The 22,124-nt window shown below is 60.2% G+C and carries 15 protein-coding genes and 1 pseudogene; 13 read left to right on the top strand and 3 right to left on the bottom strand.

The annotated features are described in order from the left end of the window. The first annotated feature begins 178 nt into the window (after positions 1-178). The 8 genes from addB to cbiQ all read left to right on the top strand — a co-directional run bounded on the left by addB (position 179) and on the right by cbiQ (position 16,362). On the top strand, positions 179-3,790 hold the full coding sequence (gene addB, locus BUA65_RS09600) for a helicase-exonuclease AddAB subunit AddB (RefSeq protein WP_072869240.1): 3,612 nt from the start codon (positions 179-181) through the stop codon (positions 3,788-3,790). Next, positions 3,768-7,682, top strand: a complete 3,915-nt coding sequence (gene addA, locus BUA65_RS09605) for a helicase-exonuclease AddAB subunit AddA (protein WP_072869242.1) — start codon at positions 3,768-3,770, stop codon at positions 7,680-7,682. The genes addB and addA overlap by 23 nt, the downstream gene beginning before the upstream one ends. A gap of 13 nt (positions 7,683-7,695) precedes the next feature. After that, positions 7,696-8,940 (top strand): exonuclease SbcCD subunit D, encoded by a 1,245-nt coding sequence (locus BUA65_RS09610; protein ID WP_207543879.1) that lies wholly within the window; start codon positions 7,696-7,698, stop codon positions 8,938-8,940. Further along, a complete protein-coding gene (locus BUA65_RS09615) occupies positions 8,927-12,547 on the top strand; it encodes an AAA family ATPase (protein WP_072869244.1) in 3,621 nt (1,206 codons plus the stop codon). The genes BUA65_RS09610 and BUA65_RS09615 overlap by 14 nt, the downstream gene beginning before the upstream one ends. Before the next feature lie 164 nt (positions 12,548-12,711). Further along, a complete protein-coding gene (locus tag BUA65_RS09620) occupies positions 12,712-14,091 on the top strand; it encodes a uracil-xanthine permease family protein (protein ID WP_072869245.1) in 1,380 nt (459 codons plus the stop codon). 269 nt (positions 14,092-14,360) lie between these two features. Then, positions 14,361-15,017: an energy-coupling factor ABC transporter permease gene (locus tag BUA65_RS09625; RefSeq protein WP_072869247.1), complete on the top strand. Its 657-nt coding sequence runs from the start codon at positions 14,361-14,363 to the stop codon at positions 15,015-15,017. Beyond that, entirely contained in the window at positions 15,014-15,325 is a 312-nt protein-coding gene (locus tag BUA65_RS09630; protein ID WP_072869248.1) for a PDGLE domain-containing protein, read from the top strand. The genes BUA65_RS09625 and BUA65_RS09630 overlap by 4 nt, the downstream gene beginning before the upstream one ends. 221 nt (positions 15,326-15,546) lie before the next feature. Further along, positions 15,547-16,362, top strand: a complete 816-nt coding sequence (gene cbiQ / locus BUA65_RS09635; protein ID WP_084062252.1) for a cobalt ECF transporter T component CbiQ — start codon at positions 15,547-15,549, stop codon at positions 16,360-16,362. Between the two features lie 46 nt (positions 16,363-16,408). On the opposite strand, the gene BUA65_RS19210 is transcribed toward cbiQ, so the two are convergent. Next, a complete protein-coding gene (locus tag BUA65_RS19210) occupies positions 16,409-16,999 on the bottom strand; it encodes a CopG family antitoxin (protein ID WP_072869250.1) in 591 nt (196 codons plus the stop codon). Between the two features lie 495 nt (positions 17,000-17,494). Between BUA65_RS19210 and BUA65_RS18840 the strand changes: the two genes are divergently transcribed. Next, positions 17,495-18,109, top strand: a complete 615-nt coding sequence (locus BUA65_RS18840) for a hypothetical protein (protein ID WP_242656295.1) — start codon at positions 17,495-17,497, stop codon at positions 18,107-18,109. Between the two features lie 29 nt (positions 18,110-18,138). Continuing rightward, positions 18,139-18,783, top strand: coding sequence for a replication-relaxation family protein (locus tag BUA65_RS09650; RefSeq protein ID WP_242656296.1), 645 nt, complete (start codon positions 18,139-18,141; stop codon positions 18,781-18,783). 114 nt (positions 18,784-18,897) lie between these two features. Here BUA65_RS09650 and BUA65_RS18560 read toward each other — a convergent pair whose 3' ends face one another. Together BUA65_RS18560 and BUA65_RS18565 are read right to left on the bottom strand one after the other, a co-directional pair. Next, positions 18,898-20,025: an IS110 family RNA-guided transposase gene (locus BUA65_RS18560; RefSeq protein ID WP_242656298.1), complete on the bottom strand. Its 1,128-nt coding sequence runs from the start codon at positions 20,023-20,025 to the stop codon at positions 18,898-18,900. A 5-nt stretch (positions 20,026-20,030) separates the two neighbouring features. Further along, positions 20,031-20,585: pseudogene (locus tag BUA65_RS18565) on the bottom strand (UPF0236 family transposase-like protein); the annotation flags it as partial. Between the two features lie 575 nt (positions 20,586-21,160). Between BUA65_RS18565 and BUA65_RS09665 the strand changes: the two are divergent. The 3 genes from BUA65_RS09665 to BUA65_RS09675 all read left to right on the top strand — a co-directional run. Next, positions 21,161-21,415 carry a type II toxin-antitoxin system HicA family toxin gene (locus BUA65_RS09665; RefSeq protein WP_072869253.1) on the top strand — a complete coding sequence of 85 codons (255 nt, stop codon included), beginning with the start codon at positions 21,161-21,163 and terminating at the stop codon, positions 21,413-21,415. A 12-nt stretch (positions 21,416-21,427) separates the two neighbouring features. Then, the gene (locus BUA65_RS09670; RefSeq protein ID WP_114281483.1) at positions 21,428-21,766 is read left to right on the top strand and encodes a type II toxin-antitoxin system HicB family antitoxin; all 339 of its coding nucleotides are present in this window, start codon (positions 21,428-21,430) and stop codon (positions 21,764-21,766) included. Positions 21,767-21,876: 110 nt separating this feature from the next. After that, on the top strand, positions 21,877-22,124 hold a 248-nt coding region (locus BUA65_RS09675), incomplete at its 3' end, for a transposase zinc-binding domain-containing protein (RefSeq protein WP_207543880.1).

The following is a 22,124-nucleotide window of genomic DNA, read 5'->3' on the forward strand; positions in this document are numbered from 1 at the left end:
CACCCATGACGCTTTCAGCGCCACCAACAGAGGATGAAAAAAGGCCACCGTTTGCACGGAAGCGAGCGACGTTGAGCCCGGGCAGATGCCTCAGAAAGAAAAATTGCCAGGAATTCTTTTTTCGGGTAGAATTGGGTAAGGAATAAGTATCAGTTACGCGCCGGAGAAGGGATAGGGGATGAGCTTACGTCTTTTAATCGGGCGGGCGGGGACGGGCAAGACCCACCGCTGCCTGCTGGAAGTTTGCGCGGAACTGGAAAGGGAACCCCTGGGTCCCCCGCTGCTCCTGATTGTTCCGGCCCAGGCCACTTTTAATATGGAGCGGGAACTGGCCGCCCGGGGAGGGAGCCTGCGGGCCCAGGTGTACAGCTTTCGCCGCCTGGCTCACCGGGTGCTGCGGGAGTCGGGCGGCGCGGCCCGCCTCCCAGTTAGCGAGCTGGGGCGGCGGATGATGCTTAAAAAAATCCTGATGGAAGAAAGGGAAAACCTTGGCCTGATGGGTTCTCTGGCCAACCGGCCGGGTTTTCTTGCTTCTTTATCTGATTTAATCAGCGAGCTGAAAATGCACCGGATTGCCCCGGAAGACCTGAAGGAACTGGTGTCCGGCAGGGATAGCCAGCTGGGGCAGAAGCTTCAGGATTTGTGCCTGGTTTACCGGCGGCTGGGGGAAAAGCTGGCCGGACGGTTCACCGATCCCGATGATTACCTGGACCTTTTAGCCCAGCGCCTTTCCAGCGCCCCTTTTTTAAATAACTGCCGGGTATGGGTGGACGGCTTCTCCTCCTTTACCCCGCAGGAATACGCGGTATTGGGGGCGCTTTTTTCCAAAGCCAGGGAAATAACCATAACCCTATGCCTTGATCCGGCTGTCACCGGGCGCCCCCAGGAGCACGATCCCTTTGTCAAACCTTGGCAAACCAGGGAGCGCCTTAAGCGTTTGGCCCGGGAGGCTAATGTGGCGGTGCGGGAGGAGTATCTGGTGCCCGGTGGCACCTGGCGCCTGGCCCGGGCGCCGGAACTGGCCCACCTGGAGCGCCACTTTTTCCGCTATCCCACCGTTCCCTATACCGGGAGCGTAAAAAAGGTATGCCTGCTGGCCGGGGTGAACCTGCGGGCCGAGGTGGAGGGAGTAACCCGGGCCATCCGGCGGCTGCTGCGGGAAGAGGGCCTGCGCCCCCGGCAGATCATGGTGGCCGTGCGGGACGTGGATACCTATTTCCCCCTGTTCCGGAGGATGCTGGCGGATTATGAGATCCCCTTTTTTATCGACCACCAGCAGCCGGTGATCCACCACCCCCTGGTGGAGTTGCTGCGTGCGGCCCTGGAGGTGTGGCAGAAAAACTGGGCCTACGAGCCCGTGTTCCGCTTTTTAAAGACGGGACTGGCCCGGTTGAATGCCGGGGAAGTGGACCGGCTGGAGAACTACGTCCTGGCGGCCGGCATCCGGGGCAGCTGCTGGTACAACCCGCAGCCCTGGAACTACCTGCCCGGCCGAACCTGGGGCGGGGACGGGGAGCGGCAGGAGCCCCCGCCGCCGGAACTGGAAGAGATCAACCGCATGCGCTGGCAGGCGATCAGGGAATTGCGGTCCGCCCACCTAAAGGCGCGGGAGAGTGCACCGGGTCGCGCCGTGCGCCTTTCCGGCCGGCAGTGGGCCCGGATCCTGCTGGAGCTGTGCCTGGACCTGGAAGTGCCCCGGAAGCTGGATGATTGGAGCCGGGCCGCCCAGGAGGCAGGGCATCCCGACCTGGCCCGGGAACACCGCCAGGTCTGGCGGCTGGTGAGCGGCCTGCTGGATGAGCTGGTGGAAGTGCTGGGGAACGTAGAGCTTACCGTAGCGGAGCTGTCCGGTGTGCTGGATGCGGGCCTTGAGGCCATGCGCCTTTCCCTGATTCCCCCGGCCTTGGATGCGGTGACCGTGGGCAGCCTGGACCGCTCTCGCCCGCCCCGGGATGTGCGGGCCCTCTTCCTGCCCGGCCTCACCGAAAGGGCGCTGCCCGCCAGCATTCGCACCGGCGGGGTGTTCACCGAACGGGAACGGGAGCAGCTCACCCTGCTGCTGCGGGACCGGGACCGGGAGCTGCCCGCCGGTACCGTTGACCGGTTGCACCAGGAGCAATTTCTGATTTACCAGGTCCTGACCCGTACGGGCGGCAAGCTGTTCTTGAGCTACCCCCTGGGGGATGGGGAGGGGCGGGCCGTCACTCCCTCACCGGTGATTCGCCGGGTGCGGGAGTTGCTGCCGGATTTAAGGCCCCGGTTCCTGCCGGTGGAGCCGCCGGGCGGCGCGGCGGACGTGGATTACGTGGAGCACCCGGCGGGGCTGCTTCCCCGCCTGGCCCTGCGCTGGCGGGAAGCATCCTGGGGGCTCCCCGTTCACCCCCTGTGGTGGCGGGTACATAACCTGCTGCTGGAAAAGGAAAGCTGGCGGGAAAAATTATCCATTTTAATAGCCGGGCTGACGGGGCGCAATGTGGAACCCCCCCTGGGGCGCGAACTGGGTCTGAGACTCTGGGGCAGGCGGGAAGGGCAAAAGTACAAGCTCTTTAGCAGCGTCTCCCGCCTGGAGCGGTTCGTACAGTGCCCCTTCGCCCATTTCCTGGACTATGGCCTGGGGCTGGAGGAGCGGGCGGTATACCGGCTGGCGCCGCCCGACACGGGCCAGCTGTACCACGAAGCCCTGCGGCTCTTTGTGGAACGGGTGCAAGGGGACGGCCTCCCCTGGGAAGAGCTGGGGGAAGAGGACGTACACCGCATATGCACGGAACTGGTGGACAACCTGGCTTCCCGCCTGCAAAACCGCATTCTGCTCTCCAGCGCCCGCTTGCGCCAGCAAAAGGCGCGGCTCTTCGAGCGGGTAAAGGATTCCGCCCGGGCGCTGGTAAGGCAGATGCAAAGGAGCGGTTTTCGTCCCGCAGCCCTGGAGGTATATTTTGGTCCCCAAGGGAGGGAGGTACCGCCCCGGGTTCCGGGTACGGGAACAAATACCTTGCCGTTCTGGCCCCGGCTGGTTCTGCCGCCCCTGGAGCTGGACCTGGGCGAGGAGGTTGTTTTAAGCCTTGGGGGACGCATCGACCGGGTGGACCTGGGGCGGGGCGCTGATGCCCTTTACCTGCGGGTTATCGACTACAAATCCGGTCCCAGCGGGCTCAGCCTTCCCGGGGTGCTGGCGGGGGTACAGCTCCAGCTTCTGGTCTACCTGTGGGTGGCCCTGGAGCACTTTGCGGTTCTTTGCCGCCGCTACCAGCAGTCCCTGTTGCCGGCGGGCGCCTTTTACTTCCAGGTGCAGCGGCCCATCCTGAATCTGGTCCAGCCGGACCTGCCGCCGGAGGAACTGGAGCGGGAGTGGCTGAAGGCGTTCAGGTTATCCGGCTGGCTGGTGGATCAGGGCGCTGGTTTGTACTCCCTGCTGGACCGGGCCCTTGCAGCCGGGGTCACATCCCTGCTGGTGCCTGCTGGATTGAATGCCGGCGGCGGCCTTTCCAGGCGCCATGAGGCGTCCGTATTTACACCCGGGGAGTTCCGGATTCTCCTGGATGTCCTGGGCGGGCTGCTCAGGAAAATCGCCGGCGGCATTATCGAGGGACGGGTGGACATCGCCCCTTTGAAAGCGGGCAGCAGCAGCGCTTGTAATGCCTGCCTGTACCGTCCCGTGTGCCGTTTCGACCTGTGGCTGCCCGAAAACCGCTACCGGAGCCTGGTTGCAGATGCCAGAGAGCTGCGCGAGCGCCTCCGGAAGGGGGCCGCTCAAGAGGAGGGAGAGGGCCTTGACCTCTACTCGCTGGACTGAAGAGCAGCAAAAAGCCATTACCACCCGGCGAGGGAACCTGCTGGTCTCGGCTGCTGCCGGTTCGGGCAAGACTGCGGTGCTGGTGGAGCGGATTATCCGGCGCCTGCTGGACGAAAAAAATCCGGTGGATCTCGACCGCCTGCTGGTGGTTACCTTTACCGACGCAGCGGCGGGGGAGATGCGCCAGCGGGTGGGTGCGGCCCTGAACCGGTCCCTGCAGGAACACCCGGCACACCCTCTGGTTCTGCGCCAGCTTTTCCTGGTACCCCGGGCTTCCATCGGTACCCTGCACTCTTTTTGCGGCGAGGTGGTGCGGCGCCACTTCTACCTGCTGGGACTGGATCCGGGCTTCCGGGTGATGGATGAAAACGAAGCGTCCCTTTTACGCTTAGAGGTACTGGAAGAGGTTCTGGAGGAATATTACGAGGAGCACCGGGAATCGCCGCCCGATGCACCTTTCCTCTACCTGGCCCGGGTCCTGGCGGGCCGCCACGGCTACGACCGGGAGCTGGTGGAGCTGGTTTTGCGCCTGTACGATTATGCCCTGAGCCTGCCCCGGCCCCGGGCCTGGCTGAACTGGGTGGCAGAATCCCTGGCCGGGGCGGCGGCCCGTTCCTGGGAAGAGCAGCCCTGGCACGAACAGTGGCAGGAAATGATGCGCCTGGAACTGGAGGACTGGCTGGGCGTCCTGGAAGAGGCACAGCGCCTGGCCGCCGGTCCCGGCGGGCCGCAGCAGTACGCACCGGTACTGGAAAAAGACCTGGAAAGGGTACGGAGCTGGTTGAAACTGGTAGATAAACCCTTTCAGGACTTGCAGCTGGCCCTGAAAGAGGGTCAAAAGTGGCCGGCCCTGCCCAGGACGGCCAGGGGAGAGGCGCTGGATGAAATTAAAGAGCGGGTGAAAAAACTGCGGGACCATATCAAAAAGCGGGCGCAGGGGCTGTTTAATGAATATTTCTCCCGTTCGCCGGGGGATATGATTGGCGATTTGGCCCGGGTTGCCCCCCTGGTGCAGGAGCTGGTGGCGGTGGTACTGCGGTTTGGGGAGGCCTACCGGCAGACCAAGCTGGAGCGGGCCGTGGCCGATTTTGCCGACCTGGAGCACTACGCCCTGGCCATTCTGGCCCAAAACGGGGAGGGTTCCCCCTGGGGGGAGGAAGCGCCGGCGGATCCCCGGGCACCCCTCCTTCCTTCCCCCGTGGCCGCGGAATACCGGGAGCACTTTGTAGAGGTGCTGGTGGACGAGTACCAGGATATAAACGGCGTGCAGGAGGCCATCCTGGAGCTGGTCTCCCGGGGAGATAACCGCTTTTTAGTGGGTGACGTCAAGCAAAGCATTTACCGCTTCCGGCTGGCGGATCCCACGGTCTTTTTAAACCGCTACCACCGGTTCAGGCCTCTTGCCCCGGGGCAGGAGCCCGGGCCGGGCTGGCGCCTGACGCTGCGCGCCAACTTCCGCAGCCGGCCTGAGATCCTGGAGACTGTCAACTACCTCTTCGGGCGGCTGATGACCCGGCGGGTGGGGGAGCTGGATTACGACGAAGAAGCCCGCCTTTGCCCCGGGGCCAGTTTTCCGGAAAGTACGGCAGGGACGGCGGGCGGCCCGGTGGAGATCCACCTGCTGGATTTCCGCGCTCCGGAAGCGGATCAGGACACCGGCACAAAAGGCCGGGAAGAAAACGGGCAGCCGGACATGGAGGAACTGGACCTGGTCCGCCTGGAGGCCCGGTGGGTGGCGGAGCGGGTGCACCGGCTGGTGCTCCAGGAGAATTTGCACATCTACGACCGGGAGAAAAGGGAATACCGGCCCGTCACCTGGCGGGATGTGGTGGTGTTGATGCGCTCCTTAAGGGGCCGGGTGGGAGTGTTTCTGGAGGAGTTCCGCCGCCTGGATATTCCGGCCTACGCGGACGGCACGGGGGGTTACTTCGACGCCCCGGAGGTGGAAACGATACTCTCCGCCCTCCAGGTGATCGACAACCCCCGCCGGGACATCCCCCTTGCGGCGGTGCTCCGTTCACCCCTGGTGGGGCTGGATGCCCCACGGCTGGCGGAGATTCGCCTGGCCTGCCCGGAAGGCGACTTTTACACTGCGGTGGAAAAGGCCGCGCACCAGCCGCCGGGGGTGGACCCGGAGCTGGCGGAACGGCTGCGCCGTTTCCTGAAAAGGCTGGACCAGTGGCGGGACCTGGCCCGGCGGCTGCCGCCCGCCGAACTGCTGGAGGAACTTTACCGCCAGACCGGCTACTACGACCTGGTGGGGGCCATGCCCGGCGGGGTGGTTCGCCAGGCCAACCTGCGGGCGCTGGTGGACCGGGCCCGGCGTTTTGAGGGGACCATCTACCGGGGGCTCTTCCGCTTCCTGCGTTTTATAGAACAGATCCGGGATGAAGGCGGGGACATGGATGCCGCCCGCTCCCTGGGCGAAAACGAAAACGTGGTGCGGATCATGAGCGTCCACAAGGCCAAGGGCCTGGAATTTCCGGTAGTGGTGGTAACCGGCCTGGGCCGTCGGTTCAACCTGCGGGATCTTAGCGGCAACTTTCTTTTTCACCGCCGGTTGGGCTGCGGGCCTGTGGTGGTGGATCTGGAGAAGGGGGTGCGTTACCCTACCGTTCTCCACCGGGTGATCCGGCAGCGCCTGCGCCTGGAAACCCTGGCCGAAGAAATGCGCCTTTTATATGTAGCCCTGACCAGGGCCCGGGAGCGCCTGATCCTGGCCGCCGCCGTGCGCAATCTGGACCGGCAGGTGGAGGGCTGGCGGAGCCGGGTGGCGGCGGTGCCGCCGGAAGGGTCCCTGGGCGTCTCCCTGCAGGCGGGGGCCAGGTGTGCCCTGGACTGGCTGGGCCCGGCCCTGTGGAGCCATCCGGCCCTGGCCGGGTTTTCCCCGGGCGGGGAGCCGGTGGCGGCCGGGACAGGGTGCTGGCAGGTGCACCTGTGGCCGGCGGCGGCTCTCCAGGGGCTGTGGGCGGAAGCCGGTTCGGGCGCGAAAGAAGGGGGTCCCTCCTGGACCCGGTGGCTTGAGCGGCTGGAACCGCTGCCCGAGGACTGGCTCCGGCAGCAGGAGGAAAGCTGGCCGGGCGGCGGGGCTGAACTGGTGAGCCCCGGCGAACTGCGCCGGCGCCTGTTCTGGATCAGCCCCCACCGGGAGCTGGCCCGCCTGCCTTCCAAAGTCACGGTTACCGAATGGCGGCACCGGCACGAGGAGCTGGAGGAGTGGACCGGTGAGGAGGTGCCCGGGGAAATTTGGACGGGGAAGGTACCGGCTGAAAGGCTGGCACCACCCCCGGAGCAGGCGGTGACTTTGCAGGAATTCCCCCCCGGGTTTGACCTGCCTGCTTTTTACACGGGAGAGCACATGAGTGGAGCCGAACGGGGCCGGGTGGTGCACCTGGTAATGCAGAGCCTGGAGCTGGAAGATCTCCCGGATGAGGCGGGGGTGCGCCGGCACCTGGACCGGCTGGTGGAGCGGGAAATCCTGCGCCCGGAAGAACTGCAGCTGGTCCGCCCGGCGGAGATCGCCCGCTTCTGGCGGACTGACCTGGGGAGGCGGGTGCTGGCTGCCGCTAAAGATAACCGCCTCTGGCGGGAGGTGCCCTTTACCCTGGGCCTGGAGGTGCCGGAGCTTTACCCGGAGTTAAGCGATAAAGTGCCGCCGGGAGAGTTCATCCTCCTCCAGGGGGTCATCGACTGCCTGCTGGTGGAAGAAAACGGCCTGGTGATCATCGACTACAAGACTGACCGGTTGACGGAAGAAGGCCTGGGGGACGCGGTGCGCCGCTACCGCATTCAACTCGACCTCTACAGCCGGGCGGCGGTAAAAATCCTGGCCAGGCCGGTTCTGGAAAAGTACATCTACTTCTTCGTCCTCAACCGGGCGGTGGCGGTTTGAAGGGGGATTTAACTTGGACAAGGCCCTGCGCATATTACATACCTCGGACTGGCACCTGGGGAAAACCATTGGCGGCCACCGGCGCTGGGATGAGCAGGAGCAGTTTATCGAGGAGATTGCCCTTCTGGCCAGGGACGAGGGGGTGCACCTGGTTTTGCTGGCCGGGGACGTCTTCGACACCGAAAACCCCCCGGCCAGGGCCGAGGAACTGTACTTTGACGCCCTTTCCCGCCTGGCAGTGGACGGGCGACAGGTGGTGGTGATCGCGGGCAATCACGACCAGCCCGAGCGCCTGGCCGCTCCGGCTCCCCTGGCGGTGCGCCAGGGGGTGCACATCCTGGGACGCCCGGGGGACGTGTTGCCGCCGGGGCCGGGGGTGCTCAAGTCAGGTCCCTCCTACCTGGTGCTCCAGGGGCCCGGCTGGCCCTGCCCGGCGGTGATTCTGGCCTTGCCCTACCCGTCCGAGGCCCGGCTGGGTGAGTTGCTCACCCCATCCCTGGAAGAAGCGGCGGAGCGCCAGGCGGCCTATTCCCGGCGGGTGGCGGCCTTCTTAAAGCAACTGGCCGGTTTTTGTCGCCCGGGGGCGGTAAACCTGGCCGTCAGTCACCTTTATATGTACGGCGGACAGATCAGTGACTCCGAGCGCACCCTGTCCCTGGGTGGGGCCTACAGCGTGGACCCGGGTGCCTTTCCGCGCGAGGTACAGTACGTGGCCCTGGGGCACCTGCACCGGCCCCAGGAAGTGGTTGGTGCACCCGTCCCCTGCCGGTACAGCGGTTCGCCCCTGGCCTACAGCTTTTCCGAGGCCGGCCAGGCCAAGGGCGTCGTCCTGGTGGAGGCCTTCCCTGGCCGGCCGGTGCATTTCCGGGAAATAACCCTGAACTCCGGCCGGCCCCTGGTGCGCTGGCGGGCCACCGGGGGGTACGAAGAAGTACTGGCCTGGTGCCGGGCCGGGCGGGATGAGCGGGCCTGGATTGATCTGGAAGTTCACGCGGCAGCTCCCCTTACCCGGGAGCAGGTGGAGCAGCTGCGGGAGATGCGGCCGGGGATCATCGACATCAGGACGGTCCTGCCGGAGCAGGAAGGGGAGGCTGCCGGAACCCCGGATGTGGGCGCTCTGCCCCTGGACGAGCTTTTTAAGCTTTTTTACCGCCAGCAGACCGGGGGCGGCGAGCCGCCAACCGATCTGGTGCGTATTTTCCTGGAACTGTTGGAACCTGCGGCAGAGGAAAGGGGAGACGAAGTTGAGGCCGGTTGAGCTGCGCCTGGCCGGGTTGCACAGTTACCGCCAGGAAGAGGTGGTGGACTTCAAAGCCCTGTGCGAGCGAGGAATTTTCGGCATTTTCGGTCCCACCGGGAGCGGCAAGTCCACCATCCTGGATGCGGTTACCCTGGCCCTGTTTGGGGAGGTGAAGCGGGCCAGCCGGGGGAGGGAGGGAATCATCAATCAGCAGAGCGAACAGGCCCGGGTAGCCTTCACCTTTGAAGTGGGCCGGGGGGAGGAGCGGTTCCGCTACCGGGTGGAGCGGGTGCTGCGCAAAAGCAGCGATTTTGGCGCCCATACCCGGGAGTGCCGGCTGGTGCGCATCGACCCGGATGGGGAAAGGGTACTGGCGGATGGAGCCGACCAGGTAAAAACAGAAGTTCAAAGGCTGCTGGGGCTCACAGCGGACGATTTCACCCGGGCGGTGGTCCTCCCCCAGGGCCGCTTTGCCGAGTTTCTGGCCCTGCGGCCGGCCGACCGGAATCAAATGCTGGAGCGCATTTTTGAACTCGACCGGTTCGGCGAGCAGTTAAAGAAACGGGTTAGCGATGCCGGGGCTAAAGTGCAGGCAGGCCTGGACAGGGTAGAGGCGGAGCAAAAGGGTCTGGGCGACTGTTCACCCCAGGCTTTGGAGAGGGCCCGTCAGGCTCTGGAAAAGAACCGGGCGGCCCGCCGGGAAGCGGAACAGAACCTGCAGGTGATCCGCAGGCGCCTGGAGGAGGCCCGCGAGATCCGTCAGGCTCAGGAGCAGCGGGTCAACCTGCAGCGCCGGCTGCAGGAACTCCAGGCGGCGGAAGCGCAGGTGCGCTGGGCCGAGGAACGCCTGGAACGGGCGGCCCGGGCCGAAACCATGCGCGGATTGCTGGAAGAGTGCGGGCGCCTGGAAGAAGATCTGGAAAGACGCCGGGAGGGGCTGCGCTCTTTGCAGGAAGAACTGGCACGGCGGGAGGAGGCTGCCCGGGTGGCGGAGGAGGAGTCCGCCCGTGTGCGGCAGCAGTGGGATGAAAAGGGGCCGGTTCTTTTAAAGCAGCAGGCGTGGCTGGAACAGGCCCGGGAGCAGGAAAAGGAGCTGGATACCTGGCTTGCCCAGCAGGATAGGGAACGGGAACAGCTGGAAGAATGGGAACGGGCCGCTCAGGTTCTGGAAAGACAACAGGCAAAACTCTCTTCCCAGCTTGACGGAGGGGAGCGGCGTCTGGCAGAGCTTTACAGGCTGCGGGAGCAGCTTCAGGTTACGCCGGAGGATGCGGAGCAGGCCCGGTCTGCCCTGGATCTGTACCGCGAGCTGTCCCGGTTGGGCCAGGAAATAAAAAAGGTGGAAGGGGAGCGGGATGAGGCGGGCCGTGAACTTGCCGCGCTGCAGCAGCAGGAGACGGAACTGGCCCGGCAAGTGCAGGAACTGGAATGGGAGCTGAAGCGGTATAAAGAGGATTTGGAGCACCTGCAGGGAAACCCGCCCGTACCGGATGGATACCTGGAAAAACGGGCCGGTGAAATACAGGACCTCAGGCACCGGATCCAGGCGCTCCAGGAACTGGCCGCCCGGTACAACAGGCTCCAGGGGGAACACCGGCAGGTCGGGGAGCAGCGGCAGTCGCTCGAGCGCCAGCGGGAAGCCTGGAGGCAGAAGGCGGCAATCCTGCAGCAGGCTCTGGATGAGGCAGGTAAGGCTCTGGAACGGGCCCGGCGGGAACTGGAGGAAGCCCGGCACCGGAATATGGCCGCCGCCCTGGCCCGGACACTGGAGGTGGGGCGGGCCTGTCCGGTCTGCGGTTCGCCCCATCATCCCTCGCCCGCCTCCCCTGCGGGGACGGAACTCACCCCCTATGAGAAGGCGGTGGAAGCCGCAGAAGAGGAGCAGGCGCGGCGGCGGGATGAATGGCAGGAGTGTGAAAAGAAAATCGTCCAGCTGGAAACGGAGATCGCGGCCTTAAAGCTCCGGGAGAGACAACTGGCGGAAGAAAAGGAGCAGGTTGGGGCGGAGGGCAAACGTTTGCGAGGCGAGTTGCCGGCAGAATGGCAGGGGGTGCCGGTGCAGGATCTCCCCGCCCGGCTGCAAAGGGCGGAACAGGCATATCAGGAGCAGCAGCGGGCCTGGCGCGACTGGCAGCAGCACTTAAAAGAAGTCCTGGACCGGAAGGAGGAAGTGCGCCGCCAGCTGGATGAGCAGAGGCTTGCCCTCGCCCGCCTGCAATCCGATCAGGCAGGCCTGGCCCGGCAGATCGATGTCCTCTGCCGGCACCTGGGGGAAAAAGGGGCGGAGCAGCAGGCGGTCAGGGAAAAACTCCGGCTGTTTCTGGAGGTGCTGGGCCTGGCGGACCCGGACCAGGTCCCGGAGTACTGGGATGCTTTAAAGGAAAAGCAGCAAAAGCACCGGCGTTGCCAGGACGAGATAACAGGGCTGGAGGCGGAGTTGAAAGATCTGGCCGGGCGGCTTCAGCAGCTTAAAGATGACCTGCGGGACCTGGTGGTTCAAAAGGGCGCCCTGAAAGCCACCCTGGCGGGCAGGGCAGAACAGATCCGGCGGCTCCAGGCGGAGTTGTACCAGCTTACCGGCGGTTTGCGGGTGCAGGAAGCCCTGGAGCAGGTACAGAAAGAGCTATCCTTTCTGCAGGAAGCGGTGGTACGGGCCGGGGAAGAAAGCCAGAAGGCAACGGAGGCCTTTCAGCGGGTCCGGCTGGAACTGAAGGGCGAAGAACAGACCTGTGCCGCCCTGCAGGGGCGGCTGGAGGACCTGTGCCGGCGTCTGGAGCGGTCGGCCCGGGAGAACCATTTCGCCGGTCCCGCCGAGGCTAAAGACGCCCTGCTGGACCCGCAGGAGCGGGAGGAATTAACCGATCAGGTGAAGAAACACCGCCAGGAGGAACAGGTGCTGCTGAAAGGGTTGCAGGAAGTGGAGGCTCGCCTGAAAGGCATGCGCCTGGACGAGGGAGACTGGCTGCGGCTGCAGGAAGAATTACAGGCCGCAGAAGAAGCCCTGGGTATGGCCCAGCAGCAGGAAGGGGCGGCGGGGGTGCTGCTGCAAAGGCTAATGGAAAACCAGCAGCGGTGGGCCACCCTGGAGGAGGAGCGGCGGCAGTTGGCCCGGCGTTCCGAGCTCCTGCGGGAGCTGGAGGGACTGCTGCGGGGTAAGGCGCTGGTGGAGTTTCTGGCCCGCCGGCGGCTGGAGAACCTGGTTGCCCTGGCCACGGAGCGGTTGGGCCGGCTCACCGGTTACCGTTACGCCCTGGAGCTGGACGGGCAGGGAGGGTTCATTCTCCGGGACGAGGGTAACGGCGGCCTTAAACGGCCTGTTTCAACCCTTTCCGGCGGGGAAACCTTCCTGGTTTCCCTGGCCCTGGCCCTGGCCTTGTCGGACCAGATTCAGCGGCGGGGCCGGGCTCCCCTGGAGTTCTTTTTCCTGGATGAGGGTTTCGGTTCCCTGGACGAGCAGTGCCTGGAGGCGGTGATGGATACCCTGGAGCGCCTGCCCCTGGAGCGGGTGGCCATCGGATTGATCAGCCACCTGCCCCAGTTGAAAAGCCGCCTGCCCCGCCGCCTGATTGTCGAACCGGCTCGTCCCGGCGGCCCGGGCAGCCGGGTCCGCCTGGAACTGGCGTAAATTCCAATTACACACCCATGACGTTCTTAGTGCTGCCAACAGAGGATTGAGAATGACCACCGTTTTGTACGAAGCGACGCAACCGGCAGGTAAGTAAGTATTTTCAGGACGGTTTGAAATAAAATTTTAAATAGCTGTCCTTTAAGGGGGCTCTCATAGAATCAATGTCAAATTCGGCAGATCAACAACTCTTATACGATCTGCACGAAACCCCACCAGTTTCGCGCACCGTGGTATACGCCCTGCAGTGGTTGATCTTTACGCTGGCCAATATGGCAGTAGTGCCCCTGGTAGTAGGCCGGGCGCTGGGGCTGGACCAGCCGGATATTGCGGCTCTGGCCCAGCGTACCCTGTTTTTCTCCGGCCTGGCCTCCCTTTTGCAAGTCCTCTTCGGCCATAAATTGCCGATTATGGAAGGGCCATCGGGTATGTGGTGGGGTGTGTTCATCACCCTGGCCGCTCTGGCGCCGGGGCTGGAAAAACCGCTGGCGGTATTGCGCAGCGACCTGGAATTGGGAATGGTGGTGGCCGGGGCAGTGCTGGTGCTGGCAGGTTCCAGCCGTCTGGTAGGCAGTGCCTTGAGCCTGTTCACCCCCGCGGTGACCGGTTCCGTGCTGATCTTGCTGGGACTGCAGCTCAGCGGCACCTTTGTGCGGGGCATGCTGGGTGCGGGCATGAATGGGGGAGGGGCAAATCCCCGGGCGGCCCTGCTTTCAATAATTGTTGTAGCGGTGGTTCTCTGGGCCAGCCTGAGAGGGCGGCCTTTTACCCGCAGCATAGCGGTGCTCATCGGTATCGGGGTGGGCTGGCTGGTATCCCTCCCCCTGGGCCTGGCTCCCGGCGTGCCCTGGTCGGTTTCCGGTGCCTTTGAGCTACCCCGACTTTTTGCCTGGGGTACTCCTACCTTTGACGCTGGCATTATAATCACTTCGGTCATAACCGGCCTTCTGGTTTTGAGCAACCTGGTGGCCAGCATTCTGGCCATGGAAAAAACCATAGGGCAAGAGGTGCCCCGGCAGGCGTATAACAGAGGGGTGGCCCTGACCGGGGTGGCCGACATTATGGCCGGGATGGGGGCCACCGTGGGGTTTGTGCCTTTTTCGGCCGGCGCCGCTTTGGTGAGCATGACCCGGGTGGCATCCCGGGTGCCCTTTATTTTGTTTGCCATCATTATGTCGATTTTGGGTCTTATTCCCCTCGTAGGAGCCTTTTTGTCCTCCATACCCATTCCCGTGGGTTATTCAGTCTTGCTGGTTTCTTTCTGCCGGATGGTAGGGTTTGGTTTGCGGGATTACCTCCGTTTGCAATTGGATAACCGCGATTTCTACATTATTGGCCTCACCTTGCTTTTTGGTACGGGGGCCATGATGCTGCCGCCCCAGGCGCTGGCCGGTATACCGGCCCTGGCCCGGTATCTTCTGGGCAACGGTTTTTTAACCGGCATGTTGCTCTGTATCATGTTGGAACATGTTTTTCTACCGGCAAAGTTTTTTGCTGCTAAGCCCGGCTCCAACGGGAAAAAAGATTCTGGAGTGGACAGATGAAGTGCCGCCGCTTGAGGTGGAGGGGAAAATTTTTATTGGCCGGCAGGATTTCAACCCGGCCTGCAGAATACTACATAAAGTAACGGCTTTTTGAAAAATGGGCATCAAGGAGGTGCCCGTTACAGCCAGCCCAAAAGGACAACGGCATTACGGTACAATGGTGACCACGGAGGTCTCTTCCAGGGGAAGGCCAGCGTGGTCATTTTTGTTCCCCTGGTGATTATAAGGCTGCGAAGGTTGAAATTATCGAAACAGGAGGAGGCGGTCTAATGCATATTCCCGACGGATTTTTGGACCCCAAGATCTGGGTGGGGGCCAGTGCGGTTAGCGCCGGGGCTTTGGCTGCGGCGGTTTCGAACACCAGGAAAGTGCTGGAGGACCGACAGGTGCCGGCCCTGGGGGTGATGGCGGCCTTTATCTTTGCCGCCCAGATGATTAATTTCCCGGTGGCCGGCGGCACCTCGGGCCACCTTTTGGGAGGAGCCCTGGCGGCAATTCTGCTGGGCCCCTGGAGTGCCGGCTTGATTTTGACCACGGTACTGGTTATTCAAATGCTTTTCTTTTATGACGGCGGTTTGACCGCCCTGGGGGCGAACGTATTGAATATGGCGGTAATCGCCCCGTGGGTGGCTTATGGTACTTACCGGCTACTGGGCGGCCTGTTCAGGGGTAATGCCGGCCGCACTGTAGCTACCTTCCTGGCGGCCTGGCTGTCGGTAATGGCTGCGGCACTGGCATGCAGCCTGGAAATTGCCTTCTCCGGTACTGTACCCCTGGCCGTGGTCCTGCCGGCCATGCTGGGGTGGCATGCCCTGATCGGTATCGGCGAGGGTCTGATTACCGTGGTGGTGGTTTCCTTTGTTTCCCGGTTATGGGGGCTGGAGCAGCCCGGGCAGAAGAGTTATGCGGGAGGTGAGCAGTTATGAACAGGAAGAATTTAATCTGGGGCCTTCTGGTTGCCCTGGCCATTGCCGCCATTCTTTCTCCCTTTGCTTCTCCCAGCCCGGACGGGTTGGAGCGGGTGGCCGAGGACAAAGGATTCCTGCACCTTGCCGAGGGGAAAGAACTGATCCACGCCCTGATGCCCGACTACGTTTTTCCCGGCATTGCCAGCGAGGGCCTGGCCACTTCCCTGGCCGGCCTGGTGGGCACACTGCTGGTATTTGCGGCCATGTATCTTCTGAGCCGGGTTTTTGTCCGGCCGAAGGGAAATGCCGGGAAGGGGCGTTCCTGACGCCCGCAGGACCTTATTTCACCGTGGCTGGCTGAGATAAGAATACTTGAATTCAAGGGGTTGCTGATGGTATAATCAGTTAAACGGGGTCATGGAGATCCCATGGTTTTTGAACTTTTTTATAAAATCGAACAAAGATGAAGAAAGGCCATGGAGGCAACAGCCTGCCCGGAAAGACAGGCGTGTTACCACATGGTCTTTTTCTGTGAGGAAGTGTTGACGTGTCACGGGTGATGGACCATTTTCTTCAACCCGGCGGGCACTCTGGGTCGTTCATGCACAGGCTGGAGCCCCGGGTCAAGGTGGTGGCGATAGGGGGCTTTGTTGCCCTGTCGACTATGCTTACCTCCCGGACAGGTCTGGTTCTGGCGGTGGGTTTTCTGCTGGTGCTTACGGCAGCGGCGCGGGTTAACCTGCGTCATCTGATCGGTCGCCTGTTGTGGTTGCTGCCCTTTGCCGGTGTAATGATTCTCCTGTTCCCCTTCATCATCCCGGGTGACCCCTTCTGGCGTTGGGAGTGGGGAATACTAACCTTAACCGCTACACAGGAAGGGTGGCAGCACGCCCTTATGCTTTCCCTGCGGGTTTTTGCTGCGGTTTTAGCCTTAAACTTCCTGATAGCCACAACCGGCCTGCGCCGTGTGCTGGAAGCGCTGTCCTTCTTTCGAGTACCGGCTGTGTTCATCCAGTTGATAGAGTTTACCATCCGCTATATCTACGTGGTAGGCGATGAGTTGCGGCGGATGAATACGGCCCGCGCGGCCCGGGGGTTTGTGCCGGGCAGGCATCTTTTCCACCGGCACACCTTTCGCACCCTGGGGCAGACAGTAGCCGTCCTGTTTATGCGCTCCTGGGAGCGGGGGGAGCGTATATACCACGCCATGCTAGCCAGGGGATATTCGGGGGAGAACCACAAAAAGGCCCTTCCTCCTCCAGGAGGATGGGATCTGGCCTGGGGGGCTTTCATACTGTCCGTGGCCGTAGGGCTACGCCTTTTTGAACTGGGGGGACATATTTGGCTGTTGTCATTGAAGTAGAGGAAATTAATTAAAGGAACCATCGGACCTGTAAAACCCTTGATTTTCAAGGCTTCCGAGTGTTTGACATAAACTGGCAATCCAGAACAGTCCAAAATAGAACCCTTGATTTTACTGGGTTTCTGGACAATCTGTTTGCAACTGGTTTGCAACCGGTTTGCAACTCGTTAGCAATTATCGCGGGGATGGAGGGACGGAAACCCCCTGCCGCAAGTCCCAAAAAAAAAGGGACGCGGGCAAGGGGGTTCTTTTTTTCGTGCGACAGCAGGGACAGGACGGGAACTAAAAGGCAGGGGTAAGGACGATAAAATAACCCACAGAGCCTGCACCTGAGCATCGGTAAGCCTAATGCCACATATTCACAACTTGGCTGGGTTATTACAGAGTGCAGGCGTTCTTTGATCCAGGTGGTTACCAGGTCGTTTAACCGGACCCCTTTCTTTTGGGCGAGTAGGCGCAGGCGCTTTAGATCTTCTTTTTCCAGGTCAATTGATATTACCAGGTTGTTTCGTTTGACAAACTGGATTTCGTCGGCCTCTTCAAGGTCGTCGGTAAAATCCGCCAAAGAGTGAGTTTCCCAGAATTCCCGGGCTTCTTCTATTGTTTTAAAGTCGGGGATTTTGTTTTTCGGGGTCATTTTCCAACTCTCCTTTGGTAGTATTTCCTTTCGGCCTGATCCATATCCCGAGCGGTAACAACCATCGCCCGGCCGTGTTTGAATCGAATAAATACGATGAAGAGGTATCGCCCGGATTCAGTCCGGTCCAGGGCATAGTAAGGGAATTTCTTCCTTATTCCAGACTAATTGAGATATGTACACATGGATCACCGTTGCTTTCCAGATTTCACAACCGGTAAAAAATGGTCAGGTCATCTTTGCCGTTACCACTACAATCGATGATTTCCTGCAGGTAAGTTTTAGTCCGCAGGACGTCGGTCTCCTGAAGGTCGGGCGGCTGCTGACATTTTGGCCTGCGCCTTTAGCTTTATTTCTTCCGGTGATACCAGGCCGTTTAAACGAACTACCATTGAACTGTACCTTGTTGTCCAGTATACCATATCCTGTAATTAGGAGCAACAATCAGCGGTGGGCTATCGTGCCGGCCGCTTTTTTTATTGGGGGTGGCAAAGCATGAAAGAAAAGACTCTGGGCTTAATAACCCTGTTCATCCTGGACGTCTGGATCCTGGGGACCGCCGCGGCCTGGCTGCATGGTTTCGGAACCTGGCTAAAGGGGCAACCCCTATTTGCCACTCCGGCGGAGAAGGCTGCAGCAGCCCATGCTTTCGAATCGGTGTCCTGGTACTGGCACCACCCCATTACCGTGGTCAGGGCGTGGCTGAGCGGCAGGCCGCTGTCAAAAATACCTCGCTGCCGCTCGGTATTGCTCCCGGCCCTGACGGGCCGGAGCGCAGTAAGCCGGGCTCCGGGCCTTCGGCGGCACCCCCGCTTCGCGGGGGCAAGGGGGCTTCGCCCCTGCCACCCTCGGCCCTCCGGGGTTCGCGCTCCGCGCTCACCCGGCCGAGCTCCGGCGGCCCTGCGCTCCGCCGGCAACGCTTGCACCGGCAGCCGGGGGCAACACTTCACTGCCTGCCGGCTGCGCTTCGGGCCGCAAAAGGGGGCCGGGGGCTCCGCCCCCTACCCCCTTTCAAACCCCCAACCCCCGCCGGGGGGTACAACCCCCCGGACCCCCATAAAACGCTCCGCCGGTTTTTGGCGGGGCTGTTATTTTACGGGAGGTGTTTAACTATCGCGAAAATCACTAAAGCAAAGCAGTTGACTGAGCGCGACAAGGCCATCCTTACGGATCTGGCCAGATGTAGAGTGCTTTCCCTGGAACAAATCAAAAACGCCTACTGGCCCACGGCAAAAGAGAGGACCTGCCTGGAGAGGCTGCAGAGGCTTGAAAAGGCGGGCTACATTCAGAGCGAAACAGTTCCTGGAGAAAAACCGGGCATTTGGGTAAGGGTTTTTTGTTTAGGCCACCAGGGTAAGGAATGGGCTACAGGCCCGGAGGGTGGGTTCGACAGCAAGAAGGTTTTCACTCACCCGGGCAAGTGGGACGAAATTTTGCACCAGGTCAGGACAAATGAAATCTATTACCGTTTGAGTCCAACAGAGAGAGACACTTTCAGGATTGGTGACGTAATCGAGGTGGAAAGGGAGTATTACAAAGGGAGCGGCGGCATTGAGATTCCTGATGCTGCTTATGTCAGCGATTCCGGGGAGGAAATCTACGTGGAAGCCGACGTGGGACACTATACTTCCGCCCAGGTGAGAGCCAAAGCGGCCAGCTTCGAGGGTACCAGGACCATATGGGTCTGCCCGGCCGGCCGGGAAAGGTTTCTCCAAAGGCACGGGGCCAGGGGAGAGTTTTTCACTCACGCTTTATTAGGAGGGGTTATAGGAGCGCAGCGGTAAAAAGTCAAGCACTTTTTGAAGGGAAATTGGAAAAAATTTTTGGGGTTAAGAACCAGGCCCAGAAACTGACAATATCTGGGCATTACCTGCAGTGGTCACACTTAAAGGAGGCGATCAATCACCCCTTTTCCTGGGCGTATAAAGCTGGTTTGAGCGCAGCAAAGCAAAAACCAGCCGGACCAGTTTTCTGGCGGTAAGGACGAGTGCTCTTTTGTGTTTATGCGTACGGGCTTCATTGTACTTGGCCTGGTAGAATTCGCGGTATTCCTGATCATGCACCCTAATCAGGTTAGCTGCCTCCACCAGGTAATAGCGCAAGTACTTGTTGCCGGAGCGAACCCGCGGGGTATCCTGGGCCTTCCACTGGCCGGATTGGTGTTCGTTCCATACCAGACCGGCGTATTTAGCCAGAGCTTTCTGGCTTTTAAACCGCCTGATGTCGCCGATCTCGGCCAGAATGCCAGCCGCATATACCGGGCCAACGCCTTTGATGGAAGTTAAAGTCTGAGGGAAGGCCTCCAGATGCTGGGCAATCAGCTTATCCAGCCTTTTCAACTCTGACTGCAGGGCCCGGATGACGCTGATACTGGCAGCCAGGCAGGCGTTAACAGGGTCAGCCAGGGACTTGCTCAGGCGATAGGAAGAGCGTGCTGCTTTCTGCAGGGCTTTAGCCACCCCTTCAGCATCCACCAGGCGGTTTTTGCTCTTCTCCTGTAGAAAAGAAACCAGTTCCTCTAAAGGCATGGCAGCAATCTCGTCCGGGGAATAGAACTCCTCTACCACTGCTATGGCCGTAGCACCGAAGGGGTCGGAAAAGATCTTCTCCTGGCGCAGGGAACTGAATTTCAGGAAAAGATTGTTCAAGAAATACGTCTTTTCCCGGGCAATCGTCTGAGCTAAGTGAAACCTGGTGCGGGTCAACCGTTGGAGGGCAAGGAAACGTTCGTCCATAAAAACCTCCTCCGGGAGGCGACCGAAGCGCAATTTATCAGCAATAACCCAGGCATCAATATCATCATTTTTCGGCAAGTCATTGTAAGATTTCTTGAAGTTATTGACCGTCCTGGGATTTAAAACATGGATTTGCGGTGAAAACGGGGCCAGTTTCTCCGAGTTTTGGCAAAAAGCGGTCAGGTGGTAACCGTAATTAGAAGTAGCCTCCAGGCCCAGAACTACCTGTTGCATAGAATGCCGGGCTGCAAGCTCAACGAGGTTATCCACCAGGATATTTGCTCCGTCCACCGCGCCACCTCTTTCCCTCCGGGAGCTTCGCCGTCTTCAAAAACCGCTATTCTTTTTTCTTGGCCTTCGCGTTGGAGAACTTCGCCTACTTCTTGGGTGGCCTGCCAGATGGTCATGGGACTTACGCCGGGAACGAGGTAGCTCAAAATGTCCGCGGCCCGGGCAAAGGAAAGCTCGGTGCTTAGTTTGACAGCCAGTTCTTTTAAGCGGGGGGTAATCCTGACCCGGGCTGGCCAGCCCAGTAGCTCATCTAAAAAGAGGCTGGTTTCCCCGGTTTTTTTGTTCCTGTACAGGCGCCTTTTGTAGAGAAACTCCCCAAAGGTGCTGATGGCTGTTTTATCCCGAAACCCGACCACCCTCCAGGTACTCCGGTCACGTTCATTCATCAGGCGGGTATCGAGCTGTTCCAGTGCCCAGGTGAATATTTGGTTGCTGACCTTCTGACAAAGCTCGTGGATACCTTTTTCAAGTTCATAGAAGTCCTTGCAACTACCAAGTAATTCAATCAGACCCTTAACGAAAAGAAGGACTGCCCCCACTATGTGGCGAATATTTAACATGAGACCTCACACTCCTTTAGCTTGATTTTTGGTGTTTTTTTGGGGCGAGGTCTCATTTCTTTTTCATTGGGCTGATCCCCTTCTGGTACCTATTGAAATTTTACACGGCCTACCTTGGCTACCATCGAAGCATCCAAAAAATGGATTGTGGCTGATTAATTCAAATTCCCACTGCTCTCTATTTAACTGGTCGTACCTTGTGATGCATTAGGTACAAAAACAAAAAGGAAAACTGAATAAATATTTTTCAAGCTGCTGGCCCAGTTGCCGCGGGGTGAGCCGAGGCTCCGGTCGGGCAGGTGCTGAAAAAAGTGACGACAGGGAGAACAGCGCCCCTGGCGGAGGCCATGCGCAATAGTGAGCGCAAAGCAGCTCCCCGCTCGAAGAGCGGATCGGCCGTCGTATGCCCGTGCCCCAGGCCATGGGGGCGCGGGTACGTCGAGAAAGAAGCAATATTCGTCGCAAGCTGCCGGCGGGATGGCCCCCGCCGTGATCATATGTGATTTTATTTTATCGAAATATTTACCCTTAAGCAACGTGTGATATAATATAACCAAGCAAAGAAGGTATAAGTCGTGGGCAAGTTTGAGAAGTTAATCAAAAAGATCTACTCGCGGCCCGTACCGGTTGACATTACATACCAGGAAGCAGCTCGACTGCTCATCAGCGTTGGTTGCACCATGCGGAAAAGAGGCGGCAGCCACAGGGTATTCACTTACCCGGGTTACCCCTACGTTATTGTTTTGATGGAGAGTGAAAATCTCAAACAATATCAGGTCTTGGACATAAGAAAGCTGCTTGAGCATATCGGCCTGACCAGGCCGAGTTAGGGGGTGATGATATTGACAGTTATCATTAACAAATCTTTTAAATTCAACAAAGAAGCCTTTGAGGGGGAGCTTGACCGTTTCCTGGACATTCCGGAAAACCACGATGAGTTGGTCAGAAAAAGTGAGTCCTACCGGCACGTCAATTATCCGGTAACATTCACCCCCCTTCCGGACGGGGAGTGGGTGGCCGAACATCCCGACCTCCCCGGCTGCAAGGCACACGGAAGGACGCGTGAAGAGGCGGCCGCAAAACTGGAGGAAGTCAAGCTATCCTGGATTTACGCAGCTCTGGCCGAGGGTTACAGGATCCCCGAATCAGGTCAAAACATGCGGGTTGCAATAACAAGTTAATGAAGTTCAGAACCGGGTTTGACCCGGTTTTTTGTTGTTAAGGAAAGTATACTTTTTGGGGGGCTCTTATAGGGGTACCCAATGAGCCCATATTATGGTAATATTTAGACATGAGGTACTCGTCGAAAATTAAAGAAATACTGAAGTTAAAATGGCCTGAGTTTGAAGCGAAGTATTCAGCGGCTATCCGTGAATGCGAAAAGGAAGCTGTCACTAAGGTCCTTGGATGTGGGGACCCCCCAAACGGGTTTGCTGAATACTGGTGTTTAGATTGCGGGGGCAAAGAAAAAAAGATCGTTCCATTTACTTGCAAAAGCAGATTTTGTCCCTCATGTGGTAAGGTTTACACAGATAAATG

The organism is Desulfofundulus thermosubterraneus DSM 16057 (assembly GCF_900142025.1).
Classification (GTDB): domain Bacteria; phylum Bacillota; class Desulfotomaculia; order Desulfotomaculales; family Desulfovirgulaceae; genus Desulfofundulus; species Desulfofundulus thermosubterraneus.